General features: G+C 64.9%; 30 protein-coding genes. 16 read left to right on the top strand and 14 right to left on the bottom strand.

What is annotated here, in order from left to right; genetic code table 11:
- The first annotated feature begins 22 nt into the window (after nt 1-22).
- On the top strand, nt 23-670 hold the full coding sequence (locus HU751_RS15625; protein WP_186732215.1) for an HAD family hydrolase: 648 nt from the start codon (nt 23-25) through the stop codon (nt 668-670).
- Between the two features lie 130 nt (nt 671-800).
- Here the strand turns inward: HU751_RS15625 and HU751_RS15620 are convergent, their stop codons facing one another.
- Complete coding sequence (locus HU751_RS15620; RefSeq protein ID WP_186732123.1) at nt 801-1,871, bottom strand: aminopeptidase; 1,071 nt, start codon at nt 1,869-1,871, stop codon at nt 801-803.
- A gap of 88 nt (nt 1,872-1,959) precedes the next feature.
- Between HU751_RS15620 and HU751_RS15615 the strand changes: the two genes are divergently transcribed.
- Entirely contained in the window at nt 1,960-2,379 is a 420-nt protein-coding gene (locus tag HU751_RS15615; RefSeq protein ID WP_186732124.1) for a PA0061/PA0062 family lipoprotein, read from the top strand.
- Between the two features lie 55 nt (nt 2,380-2,434).
- Nucleotides 2,435-2,848, top strand: a complete 414-nt coding sequence (locus HU751_RS15610; protein ID WP_028688711.1) for a PA0061/PA0062 family lipoprotein — start codon at nt 2,435-2,437, stop codon at nt 2,846-2,848.
- A 40-nt stretch (nt 2,849-2,888) separates the two neighbouring features.
- Here HU751_RS15610 and HU751_RS15605 read toward each other — a convergent pair whose 3' ends face one another.
- Complete coding sequence (locus tag HU751_RS15605; RefSeq protein WP_186712217.1) at nt 2,889-3,122, bottom strand: DUF1161 domain-containing protein; 234 nt, start codon at nt 3,120-3,122, stop codon at nt 2,889-2,891.
- A 166-nt stretch (nt 3,123-3,288) separates the two neighbouring features.
- On the opposite strand from HU751_RS15605, the gene HU751_RS15600 reads away from it, so the two are divergent.
- A complete protein-coding gene (locus HU751_RS15600; protein WP_186732125.1) occupies nt 3,289-4,293 on the top strand; it encodes an LLM class flavin-dependent oxidoreductase in 1,005 nt (334 codons plus the stop codon).
- 72 nt (nt 4,294-4,365) lie between these two features.
- On the opposite strand, the gene HU751_RS15595 is transcribed toward HU751_RS15600, so the two are convergent.
- Nucleotides 4,366-4,587: a DUF1161 domain-containing protein gene (locus HU751_RS15595; protein ID WP_110736077.1), complete on the bottom strand. Its 222-nt coding sequence runs from the start codon at nt 4,585-4,587 to the stop codon at nt 4,366-4,368.
- A gap of 102 nt (nt 4,588-4,689) precedes the next feature.
- Nucleotides 4,690-4,905 carry a dodecin gene (locus HU751_RS15590; protein ID WP_011531496.1) on the bottom strand — a complete coding sequence of 72 codons (216 nt, stop codon included), beginning with the start codon at nt 4,903-4,905 and terminating at the stop codon, nt 4,690-4,692.
- Nucleotides 4,906-5,055: 150 nt separating this feature from the next.
- Here HU751_RS15590 and HU751_RS15585 point away from each other — a divergent pair, with 150 nt between their 5' ends.
- Nucleotides 5,056-5,379 (top strand): ElaB/YgaM/YqjD family protein, encoded by a 324-nt coding sequence (locus HU751_RS15585; protein ID WP_186712219.1) that lies wholly within the window; start codon nt 5,056-5,058, stop codon nt 5,377-5,379.
- Here HU751_RS15585 and HU751_RS15580 read toward each other — a convergent pair.
- On the bottom strand, nt 5,376-6,272 hold the full coding sequence (locus tag HU751_RS15580) for a LysR family transcriptional regulator (RefSeq protein ID WP_186732126.1): 897 nt from the start codon (nt 6,270-6,272) through the stop codon (nt 5,376-5,378). The genes HU751_RS15585 and HU751_RS15580 overlap by 4 nt on opposite strands.
- A 110-nt stretch (nt 6,273-6,382) precedes the next feature.
- Between HU751_RS15580 and trpB the strand changes: the two genes are divergently transcribed.
- Nucleotides 6,383-7,600, top strand: a complete 1,218-nt coding sequence (gene trpB, locus HU751_RS15575) for a tryptophan synthase subunit beta (RefSeq protein ID WP_011531493.1) — start codon at nt 6,383-6,385, stop codon at nt 7,598-7,600.
- Nucleotides 7,597-8,406 (top strand): tryptophan synthase subunit alpha, encoded by an 810-nt coding sequence (gene trpA, locus HU751_RS15570; RefSeq protein WP_186732127.1) that lies wholly within the window; start codon nt 7,597-7,599, stop codon nt 8,404-8,406. The genes trpB and trpA overlap by 4 nt, the downstream gene beginning before the upstream one ends.
- A gap of 73 nt (nt 8,407-8,479) precedes the next feature.
- On the opposite strand, the gene HU751_RS15565 is transcribed toward trpA, so the two are convergent.
- Nucleotides 8,480-8,812, bottom strand: a complete 333-nt coding sequence (locus tag HU751_RS15565) for a DOPA 4,5-dioxygenase family protein (protein WP_028688720.1) — start codon at nt 8,810-8,812, stop codon at nt 8,480-8,482.
- A gap of 186 nt (nt 8,813-8,998) precedes the next feature.
- Nucleotides 8,999-9,898 carry a choline sulfate utilization transcriptional regulator gene (locus HU751_RS15560; RefSeq protein WP_186732128.1) on the bottom strand — a complete coding sequence of 300 codons (900 nt, stop codon included), beginning with the start codon at nt 9,896-9,898 and terminating at the stop codon, nt 8,999-9,001.
- Nucleotides 9,899-10,007: 109 nt separating this feature from the next.
- On the opposite strand from HU751_RS15560, the gene betC reads away from it, so the two are divergent.
- The 3 genes from betC to HU751_RS15545 all read left to right on the top strand — a co-directional run bounded on the left by betC (nt 10,008) and on the right by HU751_RS15545 (nt 14,162).
- The gene (gene betC, locus HU751_RS15555) at nt 10,008-11,525 is read left to right on the top strand and encodes a choline-sulfatase (RefSeq protein ID WP_186732129.1); all 1,518 of its coding nucleotides are present in this window, start codon (nt 10,008-10,010) and stop codon (nt 11,523-11,525) included.
- Between the two features lie 14 nt (nt 11,526-11,539).
- Nucleotides 11,540-12,463 carry a choline ABC transporter substrate-binding protein gene (gene choX / locus HU751_RS15550; protein ID WP_186732130.1) on the top strand — a complete coding sequence of 308 codons (924 nt, stop codon included), beginning with the start codon at nt 11,540-11,542 and terminating at the stop codon, nt 12,461-12,463.
- Between the two features lie 133 nt (nt 12,464-12,596).
- Nucleotides 12,597-14,162: a SulP family inorganic anion transporter gene (locus HU751_RS15545; protein WP_186732131.1), complete on the top strand. Its 1,566-nt coding sequence runs from the start codon at nt 12,597-12,599 to the stop codon at nt 14,160-14,162.
- A 318-nt stretch (nt 14,163-14,480) separates the two neighbouring features.
- Here HU751_RS15545 and aroE read toward each other — a convergent pair whose 3' ends face one another.
- Together aroE and hemF are read right to left on the bottom strand one after the other, a co-directional pair.
- A complete protein-coding gene (gene aroE, locus HU751_RS15540) occupies nt 14,481-15,305 on the bottom strand; it encodes a shikimate dehydrogenase (RefSeq protein WP_186732132.1) in 825 nt (274 codons plus the stop codon).
- 25 nt (nt 15,306-15,330) lie between these two features.
- Nucleotides 15,331-16,242, bottom strand: a complete 912-nt coding sequence (gene hemF, locus HU751_RS15535) for an oxygen-dependent coproporphyrinogen oxidase (protein WP_186600082.1) — start codon at nt 16,240-16,242, stop codon at nt 15,331-15,333.
- A 132-nt stretch (nt 16,243-16,374) separates the two neighbouring features.
- Here hemF and HU751_RS15530 point away from each other — a divergent pair, with 132 nt between their 5' ends.
- Nucleotides 16,375-17,352 carry an NADPH:quinone reductase gene (locus HU751_RS15530; RefSeq protein ID WP_186732133.1) on the top strand — a complete coding sequence of 326 codons (978 nt, stop codon included), beginning with the start codon at nt 16,375-16,377 and terminating at the stop codon, nt 17,350-17,352.
- A 161-nt stretch (nt 17,353-17,513) separates the two neighbouring features.
- Here HU751_RS15530 and HU751_RS15525 read toward each other — a convergent pair whose 3' ends face one another.
- The 3 genes from HU751_RS15525 to dprA all read right to left on the bottom strand — a co-directional run bounded on the left by HU751_RS15525 (nt 17,514) and on the right by dprA (nt 19,953).
- Nucleotides 17,514-17,825 carry a hypothetical protein gene (locus tag HU751_RS15525; protein WP_186732134.1) on the bottom strand — a complete coding sequence of 104 codons (312 nt, stop codon included), beginning with the start codon at nt 17,823-17,825 and terminating at the stop codon, nt 17,514-17,516.
- 433 nt (nt 17,826-18,258) lie between these two features.
- Nucleotides 18,259-18,816 (bottom strand): L-threonylcarbamoyladenylate synthase type 1 TsaC, encoded by a 558-nt coding sequence (gene tsaC / locus HU751_RS15520; RefSeq protein WP_028690052.1) that lies wholly within the window; start codon nt 18,814-18,816, stop codon nt 18,259-18,261.
- Nucleotides 18,817-18,855: 39 nt separating this feature from the next.
- Nucleotides 18,856-19,953, bottom strand: a complete 1,098-nt coding sequence (dprA, locus tag HU751_RS15515) for a DNA-processing protein DprA (protein ID WP_186732135.1) — start codon at nt 19,951-19,953, stop codon at nt 18,856-18,858.
- 208 nt (nt 19,954-20,161) lie between these two features.
- Here dprA and def point away from each other — a divergent pair, with 208 nt between their 5' ends.
- From def to HU751_RS15490, 5 genes are all read left to right on the top strand, one after another.
- Nucleotides 20,162-20,668 carry a peptide deformylase gene (gene def, locus HU751_RS15510; RefSeq protein WP_028690050.1) on the top strand — a complete coding sequence of 169 codons (507 nt, stop codon included), beginning with the start codon at nt 20,162-20,164 and terminating at the stop codon, nt 20,666-20,668.
- 62 nt (nt 20,669-20,730) lie between these two features.
- Nucleotides 20,731-21,663, top strand: a complete 933-nt coding sequence (gene fmt / locus HU751_RS15505; RefSeq protein WP_186732136.1) for a methionyl-tRNA formyltransferase — start codon at nt 20,731-20,733, stop codon at nt 21,661-21,663.
- Nucleotides 21,660-22,970, top strand: a complete 1,311-nt coding sequence (gene rsmB / locus HU751_RS15500; protein ID WP_186712231.1) for a 16S rRNA (cytosine(967)-C(5))-methyltransferase RsmB — start codon at nt 21,660-21,662, stop codon at nt 22,968-22,970. The genes fmt and rsmB overlap by 4 nt, the downstream gene beginning before the upstream one ends.
- Before the next feature lie 26 nt (nt 22,971-22,996).
- On the top strand, nt 22,997-24,370 hold the full coding sequence (gene trkA, locus HU751_RS15495) for a Trk system potassium transporter TrkA (protein WP_050707620.1): 1,374 nt from the start codon (nt 22,997-22,999) through the stop codon (nt 24,368-24,370).
- 11 nt (nt 24,371-24,381) lie between these two features.
- Entirely contained in the window at nt 24,382-24,690 is a 309-nt protein-coding gene (locus HU751_RS15490) for a tetratricopeptide repeat protein (protein WP_186732137.1), read from the top strand.
- 116 nt (nt 24,691-24,806) lie between these two features.
- Here the strand turns inward: HU751_RS15490 and HU751_RS15485 are convergent, their stop codons facing one another.
- Both HU751_RS15485 and HU751_RS15480 read right to left on the bottom strand, forming a co-directional pair.
- The gene (locus tag HU751_RS15485; protein ID WP_186732138.1) at nt 24,807-25,694 is read right to left on the bottom strand and encodes a lysophospholipid acyltransferase; all 888 of its coding nucleotides are present in this window, start codon (nt 25,692-25,694) and stop codon (nt 24,807-24,809) included.
- Between the two features lie 41 nt (nt 25,695-25,735).
- Complete coding sequence (locus HU751_RS15480) at nt 25,736-26,287, bottom strand: DNA-3-methyladenine glycosylase I (RefSeq protein WP_186732139.1); 552 nt, start codon at nt 26,285-26,287, stop codon at nt 25,736-25,738.
- Between the last annotated feature and the right edge of the window lie 82 nt (nt 26,288-26,369).

The raw sequence follows: 26,369 nt of genomic DNA, 5'->3' as shown, positions 1-26,369 counted from the left end.
GAACAGCAGAGTGGACAGCTCCATGCACCAGCAGAACATCCTTTTCGACCTCGACGGCACCCTGACCGACCCACGCGAGGGCATCACCCGCTCGATCCAGTACGCCCTGGCCAAGCTGGGCATCGACGAGCCGGACCTGACCCGCCTCGAGCACTTCATCGGCCCCCCCCTGTTGCAGGCCTTCATGCAGTTCTATGGCTTCGACGAGGCCAAGGCCTGGGACGCGGTGAACTTCTACCGCGAGCGCTTCAAGGTCACCGGGTTGTACGAGAACCTGGTGTTCGACGGCGTGCCGCAGTTGCTGCAGGCGCTCAACGGCCAAGGCCGCACCCTGTATGTCGCCACTTCCAAGCCGTGGGTGTATGCCCGCGAGATCGCCCGGCATTTCGAGTTCGACCACCACTTCAAGGTGATCTACGGCAGCGAGCTGGACGGCACCCGCACCGACAAGGTCGAGCTGATTCGCCATCTGCTGGACGAAGAAGGGCTGGACCCGGCGCAGACCCTGATGATCGGCGACCGCAAGCATGACCTGATCGGTGCGCGCAGCAATGGGTTGCAGGCGGTAGCGGTGGGATACGGGTTCGGCAGCCGAGAGGAACTGCAGGCCGAGGCGCCTGCGTTCCATTTCGAGACGCTGGCTGAGTTGCACTTGGCGTTTGTGCGTTAGGGCATCGGGGCTGCTACGCAGCCCATCGCCGGCAAGCCGGCTCCCACCTCGACTGCGCTAAGCTCAAGACCGGCGCTATATCTGTGGGAGCTGGCTTGCCAGCGATGGGCCGCAAAGCGGCCCCGAAATCTCACTGACCTGCCATCAACCGTCCAAGCACCGCCTTGCGCTGTTCGATCGGCATCCGCCCCAGCACCTCGACCCGCTCATAGAACAGTGCCCAGTCCCCACCGACATCCTTGAACAGCTGCGAAAACGCCGGAACCCACTGGTCATAAAGCCCAAAAGGCAGCAGCTTGGCATTGTTCAACGGCGCAAAGACCCAGGCATCGAAGCGCCGATCCCCGCCCCAGTCCCGATCCCGTACCTCACGGTACTCCCGGCGTAACCGCTCGAACTCGGCCTGCTTGGCCGCCCGCTTGCCCGCCTCATCCAGCGGCCCGACATAGATCGCCTGCAACCGCTCGCGACTGGCCAGCACCAAGCGGGTGAACTGCTCGCGCTGCCTGGCGCCAGCCTCCTCGATGGCTGCCAACCCACGCGCGGCACGCCATTGCCGGGTGCCCTCCTGTTCGACGAACGAGGCGAACGACTCGTTGAACTCGGTATCGTCCTGCACGTAGAAGCGCTGGTGCGCCAGCTCATGAAAGATCACCGTGGCCAGGCGCTCATCGCCCCAGCCGGCCATGGTCGACAGGATCGGGTCGTCGAACCAGCCCAGGGTGGAATAAGCCTCCACACCTCCCACATAGACATCCAGGCCTTCCTGGCGCATCAGCGCCGCCGCGCCGCGGGCCGCGCCCTGTCGGTAATAGCCGCGGTAGGCCACGCAGCCGGCGATGGGGAAGCAATGGGTCACCGGCTGCAACGACAGCTCAGGGGTCGCGAACACATTCCACACCACATACGGTCGACCCAGGTCGGCGTAGACCCGGTAACTGCCGTTGTCCGGCAACTTCAACTGCGTGCTGGCGAACGCCCGGGCCTTTTCGGCGAACAACAGGCGCTGGCGCAGCACCGGGCTGGTGGCAGGATCCTCGATCACCCGGTCCACCGGCTGACGCGCCCGCAACAGCTGCCACTGGCCTTCAGCCAACTGGCCGTAATAGCCCACGCTGGAGCAACCGCTCAGCAGGACGCCCAGCGCCACGGGAACCAACCGGGTGAAACTGCGGTCGAGAACCCGACGGCTGCAGCGCATGAAAAGAAAAAGTCCAAACATCGAGGCTGTCTATCTCGCTTGTCGGCCGAATGCGACCAAGACTATCTCGCCAAGGGGAAGCTTCGCCATGCGTACTCTGCTGTTTGCCGCCGGCACGCTCGTGCTGTTGTCCGGTTGTGCCTCCTTCCTGCCCCGCGCCGACCCAAACCAGGCCTGGATCGACCTGGCCCCCGGTGACAACGACTCGCTGCATGCCCTGCAGGTCGATGAGCGCGACTGGGCCGACACCCGCTATTTCCAGGTGCAGCCCGGCAATCACGAGCTGACCGTGCGCTACCAGTTCGCCGTGACGCCCAGCAATATCGGCCCGGTGGACGAGCCGCTATGGCGCGACTGCCAGCTCAATCTCAGCTACAAGGACTTCACCGCCGGGCAGCGCTACCAGATGCAGGCGGGCAGCATCGGTTTCCGCCCCTGGATCAAGCTCTACGACCAGCAGCAGAAATTGATCGGCCAGGGCGAGCCGGCAGGCTGCCAGCGCACCTGAACCCCGCGAACGGCGCTATGCTTGTAACCTGTGAACCGCGAGCGGGAGTTTCACCATGCGCCAGCCCATGATGCTGATGGCCCTCAGTGCCCTGGGGGCGTGCGCCAGCCCCTTGCCGCCCGTAGACCCAGGCAAGGCCTGGGTCGATCTCTACACCATCACCCCCGGCAGAACCATCATGGCCGACCGTCTGGACGGCCAGCGCCTGGACGACGGCCGCTACTTCCAGGTGACGCCCGGCAAGCATGAGCTGGTGGTGCGCTTCGACTACGAGATCTATTCCGGCGGTTTCAGCACCGACCCCACCGAGCGAACCTGCTACCTCACCGTGCGCTACAACGACTTCAAGGCCGGCCAGCGTTATCGCCTGGAAGCCCGGGCCCCGGCAATGCAGCCGCAGGTGCTGCTGTACGACGCCAACCGCAAGGTGGTGGTCAACGAGCCGAGCAATGTGACCTGCATTCCTTGAGCGCACCACGGGGCCGCCTGGCGGCCCCTGGTATCAAGACTTACCTGTCGTTCTTCTGGTAGATGATCTTCTTCGTGCCGCCCTCGCAGCTGCCGACGACCATGTTCTGGTCCCGGACTTCGCTGTTGGGCACGATTTCCAGCGTGTAGGAGGTCACCCCGCGCGCCTGGATCTTCGCTTCGATCTCGGCCTTCAGTTCCTCGCACGGCTTGGGCGCGGCCAGTGCGGCGGTGGCCAGCAGGGAAACCAGCACACCCATTGCTACGCGGATCATGGAACGGCTCCTGAAACAGGGCAGACACGCTGCCAACGCTGTTTAGACTACAGGAAACCACCGCCGTTGCGCCGCCCTGCAAAAACCCGTCGCCCATTGAATCCTTCGAAAGTGCCCATACAGAGGTTCAAAGGCCCTTGGCCAACCACCTGATGCGGAGGCTCCAATGACGCACCTGCGAGACCTGAAGATTTCCACCCTCGACCTGGTGCCCGTGCGCGCCGACGGCGGCCCGGCGCAATCGCTGCGCAACTCGCTGGACCTGGCCCGGCACGTCGAGCGCTTCGGCTACAACCGCTTCTGGGTCGCCGAACACCACAACATGGACGGCATCGCCAGTTCGGCCACCGCCGTGCTGATCGGCTACCTGGCCGGTGGCACCTCGACCATCCGCATCGGTTCCGGCGGGGTGATGCTGCCCAACCATGCGCCGCTGGTGATCGCCGAGCAATTCGGCACCCTGGCCAGCCTGTACCCGGGGCGTATCGACCTGGGCCTGGGCCGCGCCCCGGGGTCCGACCAGATGACCGCCCGCGCCCTGCGCCGTGAACGCTCCGGCAGCGCCGACGACTTCCCCGACGATGTCGAGGAACTGTCGCGCTACCTCGGCCCGCGTACCGATGATCAAAAAGTGATCGCCGTACCCGGCCATGACACCGAGGTGCCGATGTGGCTGCTCGGCTCCAGCCTGTTCAGCGCCCAGCTGGCCGGCATGCGCGGCATGCCCTACGCCTTCGCCTCGCACTTCGCGCCGCGCTACATGCACGAGGCCATCCGCATCTACCGCGACCATTTCAAGCCGTCCACCACGCTGGACAAGCCTTACGTGATGCTTGGCATCCCTATGGTGGTGGCCGAGACCGACGAAAAGGCCGATTACCTGGCGACTTCGGTGTACCAGCGCATCCTCGCGCTGATCCGTGGCCAGAGCCTGATGCAACGCCCGCCGGTCGAAAGCATGAATGGACTATGGCTGCCCCATGAGCGCGATGCAGTGAGCAGCTTCCTGGGCCTGGCGATGATCGGCAGCCCGCAGAAGGTACGGGCGAAGGTGGAGGTACTGCTGGAGCAGACCGGAGCAGATGAGCTGATCTTCACCAGCGATCTGTATGAGCATGCCGACCGGATCAGGTCCTATGAGCTGATGGCACAGGCCCTGAAGGCCGATTAAGGCCATAGCGGGGCAAAACCGTTCTCACAGGATACGGTCCGTGGGAGCGGGCTTGCCCCGCGATAAGGCCAGTCAACCGCGGCGGTAGACAATCTCCTTGGTCCCACCCTCGCAGGTGCCGACCACCTTGCCCGCCGGATCGCCCTTGTTGACGATCTCCAGCGTATAGCCCTTCACACCCTTGGCATCGAGCTTCGCCGCAATCTCCGCCTTGAGCTCCTCGCACGGCTTGCCCGCCGCCAGCGCGCCACCGGCCAACGCCATCAGCCCCACGGCCAGAATCAACTTCTTCATCGATCGCTTTCCTTGTACAGATCAAAGACGAAAAGGGCGCGAAGCTCGCGCCCTGCAACCTTATTACCCGATCAGGCCGGGCAAGCCTAGCCCAGCTTCGTTTCAGCTGTTGGCGATGCGGAAGCCCACCTTCAGCGTCACCTGGAAGTGCGCGGCCTTGTTGTCGCGGATATGCCCGCGGGTATCGACCACCTCGAACCATTCCAGGTGCTTGATGCTCTTGCCGGCCTCGGCCAGGGCATTGTTGATCGCTTCTTCGATGCTGGTGGGGGAGGATCCGACCAGCTCGATCTTCTTGTAGGTGTGATGATCCGACATGAGCGCTCTCCTTGGTTGGGTAGTCCGTTGAGCCTAGCAGCGCAGGCCCGGTTTACCTGCGAGCGATCGCCGCAGGAGAAAGTTCGACTGCACTTTCCCACCGCCGCGCAGTCGCACTTCTTACAGCCCATACCGCGAAGGAGAGTCAACATGCCACGCAATTCCCTGCGCCAAGCCTCCCTGGAAAGCATGGAAGCCGAGATCGAGAGCCTGCTCAAGACGCTGGAGCACCTCAAGCACGACGCCTCGGAGGAGTCGCACAAGACCATGAAGGCGCTGCGCGGCAATGCCGAGAACGCCCTCAGGCATTCGCGCAGCCTGCTCGGTGACGCCTACGAGGAAGTGAAGACCCGCACTCGCCAGACTGGTGTCGCCACCCGCGACTATGCCCAGGAACACCCTTGGACCACCGCGGGCGTGGCAGTCGGCGCCCTCGGCCTGCTGGCCGCCTACCTGATGTGCCGGCGTAACTAACCGACCTGCTGCTGCAGCTCTCGGCGCAGCCATTGCGCCAGCTGCTCGGCGCGCCCATCCGCGGCGCGCCGGGGCACCCACAGGGCCAACGCGGCGCGGGTCGGGGAGAAGCCCCATGGCGCAGCCAGCCGCCCGGCCTTCAGGTCGTCCGCCACCAGCGGCTGTGGCGCGATGGCCACGCCAAGGCCGGCCACCGCCGCCTCCAGCAGGTAGTACAAATGCTCGAATGCCTGGCCGTAACTGAGCGCGCCGGGCTCGATGCCATGCTGCTGCGCCCAGGTCGGCCAGGCCTGTGGCCGCGAGGTCGTGTGCAACACCGCCTCTCGTTGCAAAGCCACGGCTGGCGCGGCTTTCAAACGATCGAAGCCTTCGAAGTGCGGGCTCATCACCGGGCCGATCCGCTCTTCGGCGAGCACATGCACCTGCATGTCCGCAGGCCAAGGCGGTTCGGCATAGACCAGCAGGGCATCCAGCCCCGGGCGGCGAGGATCGAGATCGCCTTCGCCAGCGGACAAGTGCAGGCGCAGTTCCGGCAGGTCGGCCTTCAAGCGCCCCAGGCGCGGGATGAACCAGCGCGCCAGCAGGCTGCCGGAACAGCCGAGCACGAAGGGCGCTTCGTCGGCATCGCGGGAAAGCTCGGCGCAGACGCTGCGCAAGCGGTCGAACGCCTCGAAGCTGGCATCACGCAGGCGCACCCCTGCATCTGTGAGTTTGACGCCACGCCCGTCCTTGGCGAACAGGGCCACGCCCAGATGCTCCTCGAGCACCTTGATCTGTCGGCTGACGGCGCCATGGGTAACGTGAAGCGCCTCGGCAGCCTGGCTGACACTGTTCAGCCGGGCGGTCGCCTCGAAGGCCCGCAGGGCGTTGAGGGGGGGAAGGTCCTGGGCCATTTTACTTGTGAGTTTTCCTGACAGGTTTGCGCAATCTTATCGGTTTTCAGCCGGCCGCGTCGTGGTTAGAGTAAAGCCCATCACTCATCCATCACGCCCTGGAGCGCCCCATGACCCAGACCCAATACCGCGCCGGCCCCGATGCCAACGGCCTGTTCGGCTCGTTCGGCGGCCGCTACGTGGCCGAAACCCTGATGCCCCTGGTGCTGGACCTGGCCCGCGAATACGAAGCCGCCAAGGCCGACCCCAAGTTCCTCGAAGAACTGGCCTACTTCCAGCGCGACTACATCGGCCGCCCCAACCCGCTGTATTTCGCCGAGCGCCTGACCGAGCACTGCGGCGGCGCGAAGATCTTCTTCAAGCGTGAAGAGCTCAACCACACTGGCGCGCACAAGGTGAACAACTGCATCGGCCAGGTGCTGCTGGCCAAGCGCATGGGCAAGAAGCGCCTGATCGCCGAGACCGGCGCCGGCATGCACGGCGTGGCCACCGCCACCGTCGCCGCGCGCTTCGGCCTGCCCTGCGTGATCTACATGGGTGCCACCGACATCGAGCGCCAGCAGGCCAACGTGTTCCGCATGAAGCTGCTGGGCGCCGAGATCGTCCCGGTGACCGCCGGCACCGGCACCCTCAAGGACGCCATGAACGAGGCCCTGCGCGACTGGGTCACCAACGTCGAGGACACCTTCTACCTGATCGGCACCGTGGCAGGCCCGCACCCGTACCCGGCGATGGTCCGCGACTTCCAGTCGATCATCGGCAAGGAAACCCGCGCCCAGCTGCAGGAGAAGGAAGGGCGCCTGCCCGACAGCCTGATCGCCTGCGTCGGCGGCGGCTCCAACGCCATGGGCCTGTTCCATGACTTCCTCGATGATGCCAGCGTGCAGATCATCGGCGTCGAAGCCGGCGGCCACGGCGTGCACACCGACAAGCACGCGGCCAGCCTGAACGGCGGCGTGCCGGGCGTGCTGCACGGCAACCGCACCTACCTGCTGCAGGACGACGACGGCCAGATCACCGACGCCCACTCGATCTCCGCAGGCCTCGACTACCCCGGCATCGGCCCGGAGCATGCCTACCTGCACGAAGTGAAGCGCGTGGAATACGTCAGCATCACCGACGACGAAGCCCTCGACGCCTTCCACGCCACCTGCCGCCTGGAAGGCATCATCCCGGCGCTAGAAAGCTCCCACGCCCTGGCCGAGGCGATCAAGCGCGCGCCGAAGCTGCCCAAGGACCACCTGATGGTGATCTGCCTGTCCGGTCGCGGCGACAAGGACATGCAAACCGTGATGAACCACATGGCCGCCCAGGAGAAACAGGCATGAGCCGTCTCGAACAACGCTTCGCCGAACTCAAGGCCGAAGGCCGTTCCGCCCTGGTCACCTTCGTCACCGCTGGCGATCCGGGCTACGATGCCTCGCTGCAGATCCTCAAGGGCCTGCCGGCCGCCGGTGCCGACGTGATCGAGCTGGGCATGCCGTTCACCGACCCGATGGCCGACGGCGTGGCCATCCAGCTCGCCACCCTGCGCGCCCTGGAAGCCGGCCAGACCCTGGCCAAGACCCTGCAGATGGTTCGCGAATTCCGTGTGGATAACCAGACCACGCCCATCGTGCTGATGGGGTATTACAACCCGATCCACCGTTTCGGCGTCGAGCAGTTCGTCGCCGAGGCGAAAGAGGCCGGCGTCGATGGCCTGATCATCGTCGACCTGCCGCCGGAGCACGACGCCGAGCTGGCCACCCCGGCCCAGGCCGCGGGCATCGACTTCATCCGCCTGACCACCCCGACCACCGACGATGCGCGCCTGCCGCGCGTGCTGGAGCGCAGCTCCGGGTTCGTCTACTACGTGTCGGTTGCAGGTGTGACCGGTGCGGGTTCGGCAACCACCGAGCATGTGACCGAGGCCATTGCGCGCCTACGCCGGCATACCGATCTGCCGATCAGCGTCGGTTTCGGCATCCGCACACCGGAGCAGGCTGCTGCCATTGCCCGCCTGGCCGATGGCGTGGTGGTCGGTTCGGCGCTGGTCGACAAGATCGCCCAGGCCAAGGATGCCGGCCAGGCGGTGAAGGATGTGCTGAGCCTGTGCTCGGCGCTGGCCGAAGGCGTGCGCGCCGCCCGCAATTGAGGTTGTGGGAGCGGGCTTGCCCCGCGATGGCGGCAGTGAAGCCATCGCGGGGCAAGCCCGCTCCCACGTTGCATCAAGCACCAAATATCGACAGATCCAACGGCCTGATCGCCCCCATCCAGATCGCATGATCGCGGTGATCCGCCAGCTCATCCCCGGTTTCCGGGTGCAGGAATACCACCAGCCCCTTGCGATACAACGCCAGCCACGGCAGCACCACACCGACCACCTCCGGCCCGAAGGCCAGCTGGCAGCTCCAGTCCGGGTGCGGCCCGACCGGCTTCTGGTGCATGCGTCCCATGGTCACGGGAAACAGCCGCGTCGCTTCCTCGCACAGCTCACGGGCCTGTTCCATGGTCGATGCGTCGTAGTACACGTGGGCGTGATAGCCTTTGATCCTTTGCACGATGGCTCCTGATAGCGGTAATGCGAACATCTTGAAGTCTACGCCATCCCTGAGCGGCCTTGCCGAGGCATCGGACCGGTCGGAAAGGGGCGCGAAGCGGCCCCAGAATTTGCGTGATGATCACGATCGCCGGGGCTGCTGCGCAGCCCTTTCGCGACACAAGGCCGCTCCTACAGACAGCGCCGTTCATCGGCCACGCTCCTGCTCCAGCCAATCCACGAACCGCTGGATCAGCGCCCCGCGCCGTTTGCGCGGCGGCAGCACCACGTAATACCCGCGCTCCGACCGCAAACTGCCTTCCATAGGCCGACACAACAACCCTTGCTCGACCAGCCCATCAACCAGGTGTGCCCAGCCGATCGCCACCCCTTGCCCGGCAATCGCGGCCTGGATCAGCAGCGTGTAGTTATCGAACCGCAGCTGCCCGGACGGAGGCGGGCTGTCCACGCCAAGACCACGAAATACCCCCGCCCAATCGAACCAGCGACTGGCCTGCTCACCCTTCAAATGAAGCAAAGGCAATCGTTGCAAAGCCACGGCTGACAAGGGTTTGCCATGAGTTAGCCGTGGGCTGCAGACCGGGAAGACCTCCTCGTCGAACAACCAGCGACTCTCGCCCTGATGAAAGCGCCCATCGCCAAACAGCACCGCCACATCGATGTCCGGACGCAACATCCCCTGGCTGCGCTCGCCAGTCACCAGGCTCACATCCACCTGTGGATAAGCCTCGTGGAAACGCTGCAGACGCGGCATCAACCAGAACGCGGCAAACGCGAAGTCAGTGGCCACCTGCAACACCTCGCGCTGACCACGCCCGCTGGCCAAGGCAACACCATCGTCCATGGCCTGAAGCCCTTGATGTACCTGCTCGAACAGCAGCTGACCCGCTTCGGTCAGCTCGATGCCCCGGTAGATACGGTCGAACAACCGCGTCCCCAGTTGCGCCTCCAGGCGCTTGACCTGCTGGCTCACAGCCGGCTGGGTTGTGCCCAGCTCAAGGGCCGCAGCCGTGAAGCTACGCAAGCGCGCGGCGGACTCGAACACGCGCAAGGCATCGAGGGACAGATCGTCAAGGTGCTCAAACATAAGCTTGGCTAATCCCAGTCATTGCCCGGCATGGGCTTTACCCACGTTATCCACAGCACCATGCTGGATTGCAAGCGTTCACCATAACCCTCGACGATGGAAGGGCACCATGAAACAACCCAACATCCTGTTCATCATGGCCGACCAGATGGCCGCGCCGCTGTTGCCGATCTATGCCCCATCGCCGATCAAGATGCCCCACCTGGCACGCCTCGCCGAGCAGGCCGTGGTGTTCGATTCCGCCTACTGCAACAGCCCGCTGTGCGCGCCTTCGCGCTTCACCCTGGTCAGTGGCCAGCTGCCCAGCCGCATCGGCGCCTACGACAACGCCGCCGACTTCCCCGCCGACATACCGACCTACGCCCACTACCTGCGCCGCCTCGGCTACCGCACCGCGCTGTCGGGCAAGATGCACTTCTGCGGCCCGGACCAGCTGCACGGCTACGAAGAGCGCCTGACCAGCGACATCTACCCGGCCGACTATGGCTGGGCGGTGAACTGGGACGCGCCAGACCAACGCCCGAGCTGGTACCACAACATGTCCTCGGTGCTGCAGGCCGGGCCGTGCGTGCGCACCAACCAGCTGGATTTCGACGAGGAAGTGGTGTTCAAGGCACGTCAGTATCTCTACGACCACGTGCGCGAAGACGATGGCCGGCCTTTCTGCCTGACCGTATCGATGACCCACCCACACGACCCGTACACCATCCCCAAACGCTACTGGGATCTCTACGAGGCTGTGGATATCCCGCTGCCCCGCGACGTGATCGCCCAGAGCCAGCAAGACCCGCACTCGCAACGCCTGCTCAAGGTCTACGACCTGTGGGACAAGCCGCTGCCCGTGGACAAGATCCGCGATGCCCGCCGCGCCTATTTCGGCGCCTGCAGCTATATCGACGACAATATCGGCCTGCTTCTGCAGACGCTGGAGGACTGCGGCCTGGCCGACGACACCCTGATCGTCTTCTCCGGCGACCACGGCGACATGCTTGGTGAGCGGGGGCTTTGGTACAAGATGCACTGGTTCGAGATGTCGGCGCGGGTACCGCTGCTGATCTACGCGCCCAAGCACTTCAAACCTGCGCGCATCAGCGCCAGCGTTTCCACCTGCGACCTGCTGCCGACCCTGGTCGAACTGGCCGGCGGCGCTGTGGATAAAGACCTGCACCTGGACGGCCGCTCGCTGCTCGGGCACCTGCAAGGGCAGGGCGGGCATGACGAGGTGATCGGCGAATACATGGCCGAGGGTACCGTCGGCCCGCTGATGATGATCCGCCGCGGCGCCTACAAGTTCGTGTACAGCGAGGACGACCCCTGTTTACTCTACGACCTGAGCCGCGACCCGCACGAGCGGGAGAACCTCACCGGCAGCCCGGACCACCAGGCGCTGCTGCAGGCATTTGTCGATGAAGCACGCCAGCGTTGGGATATCCCCAGCCTGCGCCAGCAGGTGCTGGCCAGCCAACGCCGCCGCCGGCTGGTGGCCGAGGCGCTGGCCATCGGCACGCTGAAAAGCTGGGACCACCAACCCCTGGTGGACGCCAGCCAACAGTACATGCGCAACCACATCGATCTCGACGACCTCGAGCGCAAGGCACGTTATCCACAGCCCGCACCCCTGGATTGAGAAGAGAGGCCGCCATGCAGAAGTTCTCCACCACCGTGCTTGCCCTGGCGCTGAGCCTGGGCACGGCCCACGCCGCCGACGGCGACGCGCAATGCAGCACCGTGAAACTGGCCGACCCCGGCTGGAGCGATATCGCCAGCACCAACGCCGTCGCCCGCCTGCTCCTGGAAAGCCTGGGCTACCAGGTGAAGATCGACAGCCTGGCCGTGCCGATCATCTATGGTGGCCTGAAGGATGGCCGGGTGGATGCCTTCCTCGGCAACTGGATGCCGGCGCAGCAAGGCTTTCATGACAAGTTCATCGCCAATGGCGACGTGCAGCAGCTGGCGCGCAACCTGGAGGGCACCGAGTTCACCCTGGCGGTGCCCGATTATGTGTGGGAAGCCGGCGTGAAGGACTTCGCCGACCTGCACAAGTACGCCGACAAGTTCGACAAGAAGCTCTACGGCATCGGCTCCGGCGCGCCGGCCAACCTGTCGCTGAAGGAGATCATCGACAAGAACGACTTCGCGCTTGGGCAGTGGAAGCTGGTCGAGTCCAGCGAGCAGGCGATGCTGGCCCAGGTGGATCGGGCGGTGAAGAAGCAGCAGTTCATCACCTTCCTGGGCTGGACCCCGCACCCGATGAACGTGAAGTTGAAGATGCATTACCTCACGGGTGGCGAACAATGGTTTGGCAGCAAAGGCGATGTGTACACGCTGACCCGCAAGGGCTATCCACAGGCGTGCCCGAATGCGGCGAAGCTGCTGGCCAACTTGACGTTCACGCTGGATATGGAGAACAGCATCATGGCCGAGGTTGTGGATAAGAAGGTGGGCTTCGATGAGGCCGCCAAGGCTTGGCTAAGGGACCATCCGCAGGTGCTGGAAGGATGGCTGGCTGGAGTGACCACGAAATCCGGCCGTGACGCACAAGAGGCGATAAAGGCCAAACTATGACTTAACAAGCGACACAACACCTGTAGGAGCGGCTTCAGCCGCGATCACCCACACAGTGGGTGCCAGACACCGCGTTGCCTTCATCGCGGCTGAAGCCGCTCCTACAGAGATCGTGCATTATCAAGGACCCCCCATGCCACGCCTGACCTTCCTGCTGCCCTTCCTTACCTGGCTCCCCCGCCAATCGGGCCGCAGCCTGCGCCAGGACCTGCTGGTGGGCCTGAGCGGCGCTATCCTCGCCCTGCCGCAATCGATCGCCTACGCGCTGATCGCCGGCCTGCCCGCCGAGTACGGCCTGTACGCCGCCATCGTGCCAGTGCTGGTTGCCTGCCTGTGGGGCTCGTCCTGGCACCTGATCTGCGGCCCAACCGCCGCCATTTCCATCGTCCTCTATGCCAGCATCAGCCCACTGGCCGTGGCCGGCAGCACCGACTACGTGACCCTGGTGCTGCTGCTGACCTTCCTCGGCGGCATCTTCCAACTCTTGCTGGGGCTGCTGCGCTTCGGCGCGCTGGTCAACTTCGTCTCCCATTCGGTGGTACTGGGCTTCACCCTCGGTGCCGCTGTCGTCATCGCCCTGGGGCAACTGCCCAACCTGCTGGGCCTGGACCTACCTAGCCAGGCCACGGCTCTGAAGACCGTGCAGGATTTGGCTGGCCATGTTGGCGAGGTGGACATGCCATCGCTGATTCTGGGGCTGAGCACCCTGGTGATTGGCATGGTGTTGAAGCTGTGGCGTCCACGCTGGCCGAGCCTGTTGATAAGCCTGCTGCTGGTGAGCCTGGCGGCCTGGCTGTTGCCCGGCGTGTTCGGCCATGTACCGCGCGTGCCCGCCTTCGTCGGCCAGTTGCCACCGCTCAGCCCACTACCGTTACTCGATGTGGAATTGATACTGCGCCTGCTGCCCAGTGCCGTGGCTGTCGGCATGCTCGGGCTGGTCACCAGCCTGTCCATCGCACGCTCCCTGTCCGCGCGCTCCGAGCAACTGATCGACGCCAACCAGGAGATCCGCGCCCAGGGCCTGTCGAACATCGTCGGGGCATTGTTTTCCGGCTACCTGTCCTCCGGCTCCTTTACCCGCTCCGGGCTCAGCTACGACGCAGGTGCCCGCTCGCCATTGGCCGGGGTGTTCTCGGCGCTGTGGGTGGCGCTGTTCGCGGTCGCTGGTGCCGGGCTGATCGCCCATCTGCCGATCCCGGCGATGGCGGGCAGCATCCTGTTGATCTGCTGGGGGCTGGTGGACCATCGCGGCATCCGTGCGCTGTTCCGGGTCAGCCGCTCGGAGTTCCTGGTGATGGCGCTGACCGCCACCGCGACCCTGCTGCTGGAGTTGCAGACGGCGATCTACGCCGGGGTGCTGGCGTCGCTGTTCTTCTACCTCAAGCGCACTTCGCGGCCACGGGTGCAGCAGAGCCGGGAAGGGGAGGCGGATGTGTTGCGGGTGGGCGGGTCGATCTTCTTCGGCGCGGCGCATTACCTGCAGGTGCGCTTGCAGCGCTGCCAGGGGCCGCATGTGGTGATCGATGCACGGCAGGTGAACTTCATCGATTACTCGGGTGTGGATATGTTGCACCGCGAGGCGCGGCGGTTGCTGCGCAATGGCGGGAGCCTGACATTGCAGCGAGCGCGGCCGCAGGTGATAGAGGAACTGCAGAAGCTGGAAGGCCTGGCGAGCTGCCCAATACGCTTCGAGGGCTGACGGTCAACTGGCATTTCTGTCAGTTGCGTGCAACGTGCAGGCAGTGAAAGAGTGAATAACGCTCATTCACTGCGGAGCACGCCATGAGTAGTTGCGTTTATTTCGCACTGGCACTGGTGCCATTACTGGCCGCGCCTAACAGCGGCGCTGCGGAAAACTGCTGGAGCGTTGCCGATGCACAGGCACGTATTGCCCGTCTGGAAAGCGATATGACCGCACACGAACCCTACACTGGCATGACGCAATCCGCAGCAAAACTTGCTCACTACCGTCAGCAGGTCGAACTGGAGCACCAATTCATCCGACAACGCTCCGACGTCAACTGCGCGCCAGTTGCCGACGCAGTTCATCCAGCACAGGCGCCGTGTCCGGACGCACCCCCCGCCAGATAAAGAACGCCTCGGCTGCCTGCTCGGCCAGCATCCCCAGCCCATCCAGCACCTTGGCCGCCCCCAGCTTGCTCGCCCACTGGCAGAAAGGCGTCGGCTCCTTGCCATACATCATGTCGTAGCACACGGTGCGCCCCGCCTCGACCAGGCTATCGGCAATCGGCGGCAGCTCGCCGGAAAGGCTCGCCGAGGTGGCATTGATGATCACGTCCACCGGCTCCTGCAACCAGCTGAATCCACTGGCCACCACCGGCCCCAGCTCATCGAACTCCCGCGCCAGCTGCTCGGCTTTCTCAACGGTACGGTTGGCGATCACCAGCGATTGCGGCTTGTGCGCCAGGATCGGCTCCAGCACACCCCGAACAGCACCGCCGGCGCCAAGGATAAGGATGCGCTTGCCCGCCAAGGTCACCCCGGCGTTCACCGTCAGGTCACGCACCAGCCCCGCGCCGTCGGTGTTGTCACCCTGCAGGGTGCCGTCGGCCAGCTTGGTGAGGGTGTTCACCGCACCGGCACGCTGGGCGCGCGGGGTGAGGCTGTCGCACAGGCGATAGGCCTCTTCCTTGAATGGCACGGTGACGTTGGCGCCGCTGCCTTGCTTGAAGAAGCCTGTGGCGCAGTCACTGAACTCGTCCAGCGGCGCGAGCAGGGTGGCGTACTCCAGGTCCTGGCCGGTCTGGTCGGCGAACAGGCGGTGGATCAGCGGCGACTTGCTGTGGCCGATGGGGTTGCCGAATACGACGTACTGGTCCATGAGGGCTCCTCGGTTATCCACAGGCTTACTGGGCGAGCCAGTCGCGGTCCTGCAGGAAATAGTCGGTCAGGCGCGCTTCCTCGCTGCCAGGCTCGGCTTTCCAATCGTATCCCCAGCGTACCTGCGGCGGCAGCGACATCAGGATCGACTCGGTGCGGCCACCGGACTGCAAACCGAACAGCGTGCCACGGTCGTAGACCAGGTTGAACTCGACGTAGCGGCCACGGCGGTATTCCTGGAATTCACGCTGCTTGGCGGTATACGGCGTGTCCTTGCGGCGCTGGATGATCGGCAGGTAGGCGTCGACGTAGGCGTCGCCGATGGCGCGCATGAAGGCGAAGCAGGTGTCGAAGTCCCACTCGTTCAGGTCGTCGAAGAACAGGCCGCCAATGCCGCGCGGCTCGCCACGGTGCTTGAGGTGGAAGTAGCGGTCGCACCAGGCCTTGTAGCGCGGGTAGACGTCGGCGCCGAATGGCGCGCAGGCCTGCTCGGCGACGCGGTGCCAGTGCACGCAATCTTCATCAAAGCCGTAGTACGGGGTCAGGTCGAAGCCGCCGCCGAACCACCACACCGCCTCTTCACCCTCTTTTTCAGCGATGAAGAAACGCACGTTGGCGTGGGAAGTCGGTACGTGCGGGTTGTGCGGGTGGATCACCAGCGACACGCCCAGGGCCTCGAAGCCACGACCCGCCAGCTCCGGGCGGTGGGCACTGGCCGACGGCGGCAAGCCGGCGCCGAACACGTGGGAGAAGTTCACCCCGCCTTTCTCGATCACCTTGCCCTCGCCGATCACCCGCGTGCGACCGCCGCCGCCGGCATCGCGCACCCAGGCGTCCTCGACGAAGCGGGCGCCGCCGTCTTCGGTTTCGAGGGCAGAGCAGATGCGGTCTTGCAGGTCGAGCAGGTAGGCTTTTACGGCCTCGGTGCGGCTGGTCATCGGGTCACCTGGAAGGAGCGGGAAAATTCGCCGCGTAGCATACCACCGGCCGACGCCGCGTCGCAGTTGACGGCGGTCAAGCAAAGGCGTCCGATAGAAGGCCTTTGCGACCCTCGACGACAGGAGTGTGTGATGGCCAAGCGTATCCAGTTCAGCCAGCATGGCGGCCCGGAAGTCCTGCAGCTGGTGGAGTTCGACCCGGCACCGCCCGGCCCGCAGCAGGTGCGGGTGCGTAACCATGCAATCGGCTTGAACTTCATCGACACCTATTTCCGCAGCGGGCTGTATGCACCGCCTGCGCTGCCTTCCGGGCTGGGCACCGAAGCGGCCGGCGTGGTCGAGGCGGTGGGCGAGGGCATCAGCCGGATCAAGGTCGGCGACCGCGTGGCCTATGCCGGTGGGCCGCTGGGGGCCTACAGCGAGGTGCATACGCTGCCGGAGGCCAACCTGGTGAAGCTGCCGGAGGCGATCAGCTTCGAACAGGCGGCGGCGGTGATGCTCAAGGGGCTGACCACGCAGTATTTGCTCAAGCAGACCTATGCCGTGCAGCCGGCGGACTTCGTGCTGTTCCATGCCGCCGCCGGTGGTGTGGGGTCGCTGGCGTGCCAGTGGGCCAAGGCGCTGGGTGCGAAGCTGATCGGTACCGTGAGTTCTCCCGAGAAAGCCGAACGGGCCAAGGCCCTCGGCGCCTGGGCGACCATCGACTACAGCCATGAAGATGTGGCCAAGCGTGTGCTGGAGCTGACAGACGGTCAGAAGTGCGCGGTGGTGTATGACGGCGTGGGGGCAGATACCTGGCTGACTTCGCTGGATTGTCTGCGGCCGCGGGGGTTGATGGTGAGCTTCGGCAATGCCTCCGGTGCGGTAACCGGGGTCAACTTGGGGATCCTGTCGCAGAAGGGGTCGTTGTATGTCACCCGGCCGACGCTGGCGAGCTACGCCAACAATGCCGAGAACACCCAGGCCATGGCCGATGACCTGTTCGCGATGATCGCCAGCGGCAAGCTGGTTGTGGATATCCAGCAGCGGTATCCGTTGATCGAGGCGGCCAAGGCGCAGGCGGAGTTGTCGGCGCGGCGGACCGTTGGCTCGACTGTGCTTCTGCCTTGAGGCTCTGGGGCTGCTGCGCAGCCCTTTCGCGGCACAAGGCCGCTCCTACAGAGGATCGCGGTCACCTGTAGGAGCGGCCTTGTGTCGCGAAAGGGGCGCACAGCGGCCCCAGCGAGCCCAAGTCGAACGCAAATTCAAAACATTGCCCGCGATAGCGCCAACTAGTCAGCAGCGCCTTGGGCTACAGGCGCCGACTCGATGCCATCGAGCATCGCCTCTACCAACCCCTCCGCCATTTCCAGCGAATGCAGGCTCGACCAATACATGCCACGCCCCTCGTCGCGCAGGTGATCGAGGGCCTTGATGCCAGTGTCGTAGGCGCAGCGCAGGTAGAGCGCGACGTGTACCAGGGCGTCGTGGGCTTCGATGTTGGGATTTACGGTGAAGAGCGGTGGGTGGCCGGCATCGCAGCGGCCAAAGGGGTGGGTTGTGGTATTTGGGAGTGGTGGATCGGGAACAAGCTTTCTAGTCATGGGAATTCGCTCCTTAAAAAACCACCGGCCCCGCTACCACGCGAATTGGGTGGCGACTGTACGCGAGGTGGTAGACCCGGGCGATTCCCAAACCAGGCAGGCTCGAAAGCCTCCCACGCACAGCCGCCATGGACTGACATGGGGAATCGAATACCCGGGCTACCACACCCGATCGCCAAGTTATTCGGCGACGGTTTGGAGCCTAGAGGCAAGCGTTCCCACTGAGAAGGTAATGGCAGTCGACAGACTGCGTAGGATATTTCTCTGAATTCAGAATGGGCAGCCATCTGGGTGCAAATCAGAAAAATCGGCGGGAATTCTGGGGCCGCTTTGCGGCCCTTTCGCGGCACAAGGCCGCTCCTACAGGGGATCGCGATTGCTTGTAGGAGCGGCCTTGTGCCGCGAAACGAGGGCAAAGCCCTCGCCAGCGGTATCAGCCCGGGCGCACAACCTCGCCAGTCGCCAGGTCGCGAATCAGGCTGGGATTCTTCCGCCCCCCCAACGCCCCACCCAACACCATGTCCAGCTCGTTGTGGAAATACTGTTCCACCCGCAACCGGCTCTTCGCCGCCGGCCGCCCGGCCGGGTTGCAGGAGGTGGAGATCAACGGCCCGACCAGCGCGCACAACTCACGCACCTGTGGATGATCGCTGACCCGCAGCGCCACGGTGTCATGCTGCCCGGTCACCCACTCGGGCAGCAGGCCCTGGTGCGGCACCAGCCAGGTGTTCGGCCCCGGCCAGGTGGCGCTCATGCGGTCGATCCAGTCCTGGGGGAAATCCTCGAACAGAAAATCGAACTGGCGAATGTTGTCGGCGACCAGGATCAGCCCTTTATCCACAGGCCGCGACTTGAGCGCCAGCAGGCGATACACCGCGTCCTCGTTCCACGGGTCGCAGCCCAGGCCCCAGACCGCTTCCGTCGGATAGGCGATCACCGCACCCGCCTTCACCTCGCGCGCGGCTTGTTGCACACGCCAACTGCTCACCATTTTCCGTCTCTCCGCATAAACGCCGTGCGCGCAGTGTACTTAGCCGGCACGGGCAAACCAACGCCCGGCTTCATTGCTCACCCGGCCTTCAAGCTCCAGCTCGGTCAGGCTGGCCAGTACCTGAGCCAGTGGCAGGCCGCTGCTGCTGGCCAGGCCCTCGGTGGTCTGGGGTGCGGCGTGGAGCAGGGCGATCAATGGATGAGCGGGTTTATCCACAACCGCAGGCGGCAGGTTCTGCCAACCGCGCAGGCTGTCGAGGATCTGCTCCACGCTTTCCACCAGCAGGGCGCCATCGCGGATCAGCTGGTGGCAGCCCTTGGCGCCGGGGTGATGAATGGACCCGGGAATCGCGTACACCTCCCGCCCCTGTTCGGCAGCAAGCCGTGCGGTGATCAACGAACCGCTGGCCAGGCTGGCCTCGACCACCAGCACACCCAGCGACAAGCCGCTGATGATCCGGTTGCGGCGCGGGAAGTTGCCGGCCAGCGGCCCGGCATCCAGCGGGTACTCGGAAACCAGCGCGCTGCCACTGTCGAGCATTGCCCGCGCCAGGTCACGATGGCGCTGTGGATAAAGTTTTTGCAGCCCCGTGCCGAGCACCCCGATGGTGTGCCCGCCGGCCTTCAAAGCGGCCCGATGAGCGGCACCGTCGACGCCCAGCGCCAGCCCGCTGGTGATGGTGAAACCAGCCTGGGAAAGGCATCGGGAAAACGCGCCTGCGGTATCCAGCGCCGGGGGTGAAGCACGCCTGCTACCCACGATCGCCAGTTGCGGTTGTTCGAGCAAATCGGGGTCGCCCGCGACGAACAACAGCGGCGGCGGATCGTCTATCTCGGCCAGCAACGCCGGGTAGCCAGGCCCGTCCCACATCAGTAAATGCTGGCCCGGACGCTCTAGCCAGAGCATTGCAGCCAATGCGCCATCGCGCACTTGCGGGCTGCGCCGGGCGTCTATACTGGCAGCCTTCAGCCCCAACGCCTGCCAGGCACTGGCCGGCGCGCTAAGTGCCGACGAGGCACTGCCGAACGCTTCGATGAGGGTATGGAAACGACGCAAGCCAATCTCTGGAAGGCTATGAAGACGCAGCCGCGCCTCCAGTTCCGCAGGCGGACAAGGCGACGAACGGGATGGGTTCATGGTGGATCGTCCTTGATCGACAGGGGGCCAGATACGTGGCACAACCTGTGGATAACTTTGTGAGTAACACTTTGAAAAGCTGTCCATGAAATGGCAGCTATCAAGCCCATAGAGACCCTAGCCAAGCTTCACAGGTGCCGAACGCCCCATTTCCCTTTATTATGTGTGCTCAGTTTTCAACCGACCGCACAGTGACTGCCTGACCGCCATGGCCATTTTGAACATTCTCGAATTCCCCGATCCGCGCCTGCGCACCATCGCCAAACCGGTGACGGAGTTCGACGACGCCCTGAGCCAGCTGATCGACGACATGTTCGAGACCATGTACGAGGCGCCCGGCATCGGCCTGGCCGCCACCCAGGTCAACGTGCACAAGCAGGTCGTGGTAATGGACCTGAGCGAAGACCGCAGCGAACCGCGCGTTTTCATCAACCCCACGGTCGAGGAGCTGACCCACGACATGGGCCAGTACCAGGAAGGCTGCCTGTCGGTGCCCGGCTTCTACGAGAACGTCGATCGCCCGCTGCGCGTGCGGGTCAAGGCCCAGGACCGCGACGGCAAGCCCTACGAACTGGAATGCGAAGGCCTGCTGGCCGTGTGCGTGCAGCACGAGTTCGATCACCTCAACGGCAAGCTGTTCGTCGACTACCTGTCCCAGCTCAAACGCGACCGGATCAAGAAGAAGCTGGAAAAGCAGCACCGCCAGCAAGCCTGATCCCCACCTTCCAGAAGGCTTGCTCCGGCAAGCCTTTTTCTTTTTGAAGAAGCGAGAACTCCATGCGCATCGTCTTCGCAGGCACTCCAGAGTTTGCCGCCGAACACCTCAAGGCCCTGCTCGACAGCCCGTACGAGATCGTGGCCGTCTACACCCAGCCCGACCGCCCGGCTGGCCGTGGCCAGAAGCTCATGCCAACCGCAGTCAAGGCGCTGGCTGTAGCCCATGACATCCCGGTGTACCAGCCGCAGACCCTGCGCAACGCCGAGGCGCAAGCCGAGCTCGCCGCGCTCAAGCCGGACCTGATGGTGGTGGTCGCCTACGGCCTGATCCTGCCGCAGGTAGTGCTGGATATCCCGCGCCTGGGCTGCATCAACAGCCACGCCTCCCTGCTGCCACGCTGGCGCGGTGCGGCGCCGATCCAGCGCGCCGTGGAAGCCGGCGACGCCGAGAGCGGTGTGACCGTGATGCGCATGGAAGCCGGCCTGGATACCGGCCCGATGCTGCTCAAGGTGGTCACCCCGATCAGCGCCGAGGACACCGGTGGCACCCTGCATGACCGCCTCGCCGAAATGGGCCCACCTGCTGTAGTCCAGGCAATCGCCGGCTTGGCAGACGGTTCGCTGCAAGGTGAAGTGCAGGACGATGCCCTGGCCACTTATGCCCACAAGCTGAACAAGGACGAAGCCCGCATCGACTGGAGCCGCCCGGCCGTCGAGCTGGAGCGCCTGATCCGTGCCTTCAACCCCTGGCCGGTGTGCCACAGCACCCTCGACGGCGAAAGCGTGAAGGTGCTGGCCGCCAACTTGTCCACAGGCAAGGGCGCCCCCGGTGAAATCCTCTCCGCCAGCAAGGACGGCCTGGTCGTCGCCTGCGGTGATGGCGCCCTGAGCCTGACCCGCCTGCAACTGCCCGGCGGCAAGGCCCTGGCCTTCAGCGACCTGTTCAACAGCCGCCGCGAGAAGTTCGCCAGTGGCAAGGTGCTCGGCCAATGAACCCACGCCTGGCCGCCGCCCGTGCCCTTGCCGCCGTGCTTAGTGGCAAGGCCTCGCTGAACAGCTCGCTGCCAGCGCAACTGGACAAGGTCGAGGAGCGCGACCGCGGCCTGACCCAGGACCTGGCCTTCGGCACCGCCCGCTGGCAACCGCGCCTGGACCTGCTGGCCGCGCAACTGCTGCAGAAGCCGTTCAAGGCTGCCGACGCCGATGTGCAGGCGCTGCTGCTGGTCGGCCTGTACCAGTTGTTCTACACGCGCATCCCGGCCCACGCCGCCATCGGCGAGACCGTGGGTTGCGCCGACAAGCTCAAGAAGCCGTGGGCCAAGGGCCTGCTCAATGCCGTGCTGCGCCGCGCCCAGCGTGAAGGCGAGGAGCTGCTCGCCGGCATGGAACGCGACCCGGTGGTGCGTACCGCCCACCCACGCTGGCTGCAGAAGTCGCTGAAGGCCTTCTGGCCGGAACAATGGGAAGCCATCTGCGCCGCCAACAACGCCCACCCGCCGATGATCCTGCGGATAAACCGCCGCCATCACAGCCGCGATGCCTACCTGGCGCTGCTGGCCGAGGCCGGCATCCAGGCCAGCGCCTGCCAGTACAGCCGCGACGGCATCGTCCTGGCCGAGGCCTGCGACGTGCGCGGCCTGCCGGGCTTCGCCGACGGCTGGGTGAGCGTGCAGGACGAAGCCGCGCAGCTGTCCGCCGACCTGCTCGAACTGGCCCCCGGCCAGCGCGTGCTCGACGCCTGCTGCGCCCCGGGCGGCAAGACCTGCCACCTGCTCGAAGCCGAGCCAGGCCTGGCCCACATGGTCGCCATCGACCTGGAAGCCAAGCGCCTGGCCCGCGTGCGCGAGAACCTCGACCGCCTCAAGCTCGATGCCGAGCTGATCGCCTGCGACGCCCGCGACACCGCCAGCTGGTGGGACGGCAAGCCGTTCCAGCGCATCCTGCTCGATGCGCCGTGCTCGGCCACCGGCGTGATCCGCCGCCACCCCGACATCAAGCTGACCCGCCAGGCCGAGGACATCCCGGCCCTGGCCGCGCTGCAAGGCGAGCTGCTCGACGCCCTGTGGCCGACCCTGGAAGTGGGCGGCATGCTGCTCTACGCCACCTGCTCGAGCCTGCCGACCGAGAACACCGAAGTGATCGACGCCTTCCTCGCCCGCACCCCCGGCGCCCGCGAGCTGGACCTGGCCACCGAGGCCGGCCTGCGCCAGCCCCATGGCCGCCAGTTGCTGGCCCAGGAAGGCGGCCACGACGGTTTCTACTATGCCAAGCTGATCAAGATTGCCGCCTCGCGCGGGTAAAGAACAAAAAGGGTAGGGAGTAGCGGATGAAGATCATCATCCTCGGCGCAGGCCAGGTAGGCGGTACGCTGGCAGAGCACCTGGCCAGCGAAGCCAACGACATCACCGTGGTCGACACCGACAGCGAGCGCCTGCGCGATCTGGGCGATCGCCTGGACATCCGCACCGTGCAGGGCCGCGCCTCGCTGCCGACGGTGCTACGCCAGGCCGGCGCCGACGACGCCGACATGCTGGTAGCGGTGACCAACAGCGACGAAACCAACATGGTCGCCTGCCAGGTGGCCTATTCGCTGTTCCACACCCCGACCAAGATCGCCCGGGTGCGCGAGTCGGCCTACCTGACCCGCGAAGAGCTGTTCGACAACGACCACATTCCGGTGGACGTGCTGATCAGCCCCGAACAGGTGGTGACCAACTACATCAAGCGCCTGATCGAACACCCGGGCTCGCTGCAGGTGATCGACTTCGCCGAAGGCAAGGCCCAGCTGGTGGCGGTAAGGGCTTACTACGGCGGCCCGCTGGTGGGCCAGCAACTGCGCCAGATCCGCGCCCACATGCCCAACGTCGACACCCGCGTGGCGGCGATCTTCCGCCGCGACCGGCCGATCACGCCCCAGGGCGACACGGTGATCGAGGCCGACGACGAGGTGTTCTTCATCGCCGCGAAGAAGGACATCCGCGCGGTGATGGGCGAGCTGCGGCGTATCGACGAGACCAACAAGCGCGTGGTCATCGCCGGCGGCGGGCAGATCGGCGAACGCCTGGCCGAGGCCATCGAGAGCCGCTACCAGGTAAAGATCATCGAGATGAACCCGGCGCGCTGCCGCTACCTCTCCGACACCCTAGAAAGCACCGTGGTGCTGCAGGGCAGTGCCTCCGACCGCGACCTGATGCTCGAAGAGAACATCGCCGACGCCGACATCTTCCTGGCCCTGACCAACGACGACGAGGCCAACATCATGTCGTCGCTGCTGGCCAAGCGCCTGGGCTCGCGCAAGGTGATGACCATCATCAACAACCCGGCCTACGTCGACCTGGTGCAAGGCGGCGAGATCGACATCGCCATCAGCCCGCAACTGGCCACCATCGGCACCTTGCTGGCCCACGTGCGCCGCGGCGATATCGTCAGTGTGCACTCGCTACGCCGCGGCGCGGCCGAGGCCATCGAAGCAGTGGCCCACGGCGACTCGAAGTCGAGCAAGGTGGTGGGCAAGGCCATCGAGGACATCTCGCTGCCGCCAGGCACCACCATTGGCGCGATCATCCGCGACGAGGAAGTGCTGATCGCCCACGACGACACGGTGATCGAGTCGGGCGACCATGTGATCCTGTTCGTTGTGGATAAAAAGCATATTCGGGACGTGGAGAAGCTGTTCCACGTGGGCCTGAGTTTCTTCTAGGAGGGAAGGACATGCGCGAATCGCTGGAGAAGATGCTGGCCAAGGGTGTGGATAACCCACTGCTGAGGTTCGGGCTGGGCAAGGCCTGGCTGGACGAGGGCAATGGGGCTGAAGCGGTGGTACACCTGGCTGCCTGTGTGAAGCAGGATCCGAAGTACTCGGCGGCGTGGAAGCTGCTGGGGAAGGCGTATCAGTTGAGCGGGGATCTGGACGGCGCGCGCAAGGCCTGGGAAGAGGGGATCGTTGCGGCGCAGGCCCATGGTGACAAGCAGGCCGAGAAAGAGATGACCGTTTTCCTGAAGAAATTGAACAAGATCTGAGATCGCCGGGGCTGCTTTGCAGCCCTTTCGCCGGCAAGCCGGCTCCCACAGGTGAGCGCTGCGTCATGTGGGAGCCGGCTTGCCGGCGAAAGGGGCGCAAAGCGCCCCCAGCAATCTCAATACCAGCGCGCCTCGCCCGCCGGGCGCTTCTTGAAGCGCTTCATGCTCCACATGTACTGGCTCGGATACTCGCGCACATAACGCTCGACCACCTTGCTCATGGCCGCCGCCGATTCAGTTACATCGGTGCTGTACATCTCTTCCGGCGCCGCCTCCAGGAACACCTTGAAACCCGAGCCATCCGGCAGCCGCAGGGCATGCAGGAACACCCCGACCGCCTTGCCGCCGGCCAGCATGTTCGGCACGAACTTGCTGGTCAGCGCCTGGGTCCCGAGGAACGGCACGAACACGCCCGCCGACTCCGCCGGCTCCGGGTCGGCCGGAATCCCCACCTGACCACCCCGACGCACTTCCTTGATCACGCTGAGGATGCCTTCCTTGGTCGAAGGCGCCACGCGGTTGCCCATCTGCACGCGCTGCTCACGCAGCAGGTCATCCACCGCCTTCAGCTTCGGCGGGCGGTAGAAGATGATCGGTTTGCACTGGTTGCAGTAGAAGTGGTTGAGCACTTCCCAGTTACCCAGGTGGCTGGTGATGCCCACCACACCCTTGCCCGAGGCCAGGGCCTGCTCCAGCACTTCCAGGCCGTGCACTTCCTTGACCAGTTCCAGCGAGCGCTGCGGCGGCCAGATCCAGGCACAGGCGCTCTCGACGAACGACTTGCCGATGTCCTTCAACGCGCGGCCAACCAGCTGCTCGCGCTCGACCGGGTCCATCTCCGGGAAACACTTGGCCAGGTTGATCCGCACGACATTGCGCGAGCCATTGGGGATTTTCCACATCAGCCAGCCGATACCGGCGCCGACGCGCTGCACAGCGCCCCAGGGCAGCTTGGCAAACAGGCGCAGCACCCCGACCATCAGGGCGCCCTTGAACTTTTCCACAGGCGAATTCCTTATTTCAGCAAGGCGCGCATTGTACCCCTTCAGCGCACCAGCGCGGCGTAGCGATCGCAGTCGGTGGTGTGGTCCATGACCATGCCGGTGGCCTGCATGAAGGCGTAGCAGATGGTCGGTCCGACAAAGGTGAAACCGGCCTTCTGCAGGGCCTTGCTCATGGCCTTGGCCTCGTCGGTGACCGCCGGCACGTCGCCGCGCCCCTGGAAATGATTGATCTTCGGCGCGCCGCCGACGAACGACCACAGCCACTGCGCCGGGTTATCCACAGCCAGCCAGGCCAGGGCGTTGCGGCGCACGGCCTTGAGCTTGAGGCGGTTGCGGATGATGCCGGGGTCCAGCATCAGCTCCTCGATGCGCTCGTCGCTCAGATGCGCCAGTTTCACCGGGTCGAAGCGGTCCAGCACCTGGCGATAGCGCTCGCGTTTCTTCAATACCGTGATCCATGACAGCCCCGCCTGGAACCCTTCGAGCAAAAGCATCTCGAAGAGCAACGCCGGATCGCGCTGCGGCGTTCCCCACTCGTGGTCGTGATAGGCCTGGTACAACGGATCGTCGGAACACCAAAAGCAGCGTGGCATAAGGCTCCAATAACGTAGAGGGCGAGGCGAATCGGGTATACTCCCGCTCTTTACATCCGCATCCCCAGATACAGGTGAATTT

The organism is Pseudomonas peradeniyensis (assembly GCF_014268935.2).
Classification (GTDB): domain Bacteria; phylum Pseudomonadota; class Gammaproteobacteria; order Pseudomonadales; family Pseudomonadaceae; genus Aquipseudomonas; species Aquipseudomonas peradeniyensis.
Note: the sequence above shows the minus strand (reverse complement) of the source record. Positions and strands in the feature narration are given on the sequence as shown.

Excerpts from the sequence above, each read along its gene's own strand:
- HU751_RS15625 (WP_186732215.1), top strand. The coding sequence starts at position 23 with ATGCACCAGCAGAACATCCTTTTCGACCTCGACGGCACCCTGACCGAC.
- HU751_RS15620 (WP_186732123.1), bottom strand. The coding sequence starts at position 1,871 with ATGCGCTGCAGCCGTCGGGTTCTCGACCGCAGTTTCACCCGGTTGGTT.
- HU751_RS15615 (WP_186732124.1), top strand. The coding sequence starts at position 1,960 with ATGCGTACTCTGCTGTTTGCCGCCGGCACGCTCGTGCTGTTGTCCGGT.
- HU751_RS15610 (WP_028688711.1), top strand. The coding sequence starts at position 2,435 with ATGCGCCAGCCCATGATGCTGATGGCCCTCAGTGCCCTGGGGGCGTGC.
- HU751_RS15605 (WP_186712217.1), bottom strand. The coding sequence starts at position 3,122 with ATGATCCGCGTAGCAATGGGTGTGCTGGTTTCCCTGCTGGCCACCGCC.
- HU751_RS15600 (WP_186732125.1), top strand. The coding sequence starts at position 3,289 with ATGACGCACCTGCGAGACCTGAAGATTTCCACCCTCGACCTGGTGCCC.
- HU751_RS15595 (WP_110736077.1), bottom strand. The coding sequence starts at position 4,587 with ATGAAGAAGTTGATTCTGGCCGTGGGGCTGATGGCGTTGGCCGGTGGC.
- HU751_RS15590 (WP_011531496.1), bottom strand. The coding sequence starts at position 4,905 with ATGTCGGATCATCACACCTACAAGAAGATCGAGCTGGTCGGATCCTCC.
- HU751_RS15585 (WP_186712219.1), top strand. The coding sequence starts at position 5,056 with ATGCCACGCAATTCCCTGCGCCAAGCCTCCCTGGAAAGCATGGAAGCC.
- HU751_RS15580 (WP_186732126.1), bottom strand. The coding sequence starts at position 6,272 with ATGGCCCAGGACCTTCCCCCCCTCAACGCCCTGCGGGCCTTCGAGGCG.
- trpB (WP_011531493.1), top strand. The coding sequence starts at position 6,383 with ATGACCCAGACCCAATACCGCGCCGGCCCCGATGCCAACGGCCTGTTC.
- trpA (WP_186732127.1), top strand. The coding sequence starts at position 7,597 with ATGAGCCGTCTCGAACAACGCTTCGCCGAACTCAAGGCCGAAGGCCGT.
- HU751_RS15560 (WP_186732128.1), bottom strand. The coding sequence starts at position 9,898 with ATGTTTGAGCACCTTGACGATCTGTCCCTCGATGCCTTGCGCGTGTTC.
- betC (WP_186732129.1), top strand. The coding sequence starts at position 10,008 with ATGAAACAACCCAACATCCTGTTCATCATGGCCGACCAGATGGCCGCG.
- choX (WP_186732130.1), top strand. The coding sequence starts at position 11,540 with ATGCAGAAGTTCTCCACCACCGTGCTTGCCCTGGCGCTGAGCCTGGGC.
- HU751_RS15545 (WP_186732131.1), top strand. The coding sequence starts at position 12,597 with ATGCCACGCCTGACCTTCCTGCTGCCCTTCCTTACCTGGCTCCCCCGC.
- aroE (WP_186732132.1), bottom strand. The coding sequence starts at position 15,305 with ATGGACCAGTACGTCGTATTCGGCAACCCCATCGGCCACAGCAAGTCG.
- hemF (WP_186600082.1), bottom strand. The coding sequence starts at position 16,242 with ATGACCAGCCGCACCGAGGCCGTAAAAGCCTACCTGCTCGACCTGCAA.
- HU751_RS15530 (WP_186732133.1), top strand. The coding sequence starts at position 16,375 with ATGGCCAAGCGTATCCAGTTCAGCCAGCATGGCGGCCCGGAAGTCCTG.
- HU751_RS15525 (WP_186732134.1), bottom strand. The coding sequence starts at position 17,825 with ATGACTAGAAAGCTTGTTCCCGATCCACCACTCCCAAATACCACAACC.
- tsaC (WP_028690052.1), bottom strand. The coding sequence starts at position 18,816 with ATGGTGAGCAGTTGGCGTGTGCAACAAGCCGCGCGCGAGGTGAAGGCG.
- dprA (WP_186732135.1), bottom strand. The coding sequence starts at position 19,953 with ATGAACCCATCCCGTTCGTCGCCTTGTCCGCCTGCGGAACTGGAGGCG.
- def (WP_028690050.1), top strand. The coding sequence starts at position 20,162 with ATGGCCATTTTGAACATTCTCGAATTCCCCGATCCGCGCCTGCGCACC.
- fmt (WP_186732136.1), top strand. The coding sequence starts at position 20,731 with ATGCGCATCGTCTTCGCAGGCACTCCAGAGTTTGCCGCCGAACACCTC.
- rsmB (WP_186712231.1), top strand. The coding sequence starts at position 21,660 with ATGAACCCACGCCTGGCCGCCGCCCGTGCCCTTGCCGCCGTGCTTAGT.
- trkA (WP_050707620.1), top strand. The coding sequence starts at position 22,997 with ATGAAGATCATCATCCTCGGCGCAGGCCAGGTAGGCGGTACGCTGGCA.
- HU751_RS15490 (WP_186732137.1), top strand. The coding sequence starts at position 24,382 with ATGCGCGAATCGCTGGAGAAGATGCTGGCCAAGGGTGTGGATAACCCA.
- HU751_RS15480 (WP_186732139.1), bottom strand. The coding sequence starts at position 26,287 with ATGCCACGCTGCTTTTGGTGTTCCGACGATCCGTTGTACCAGGCCTAT.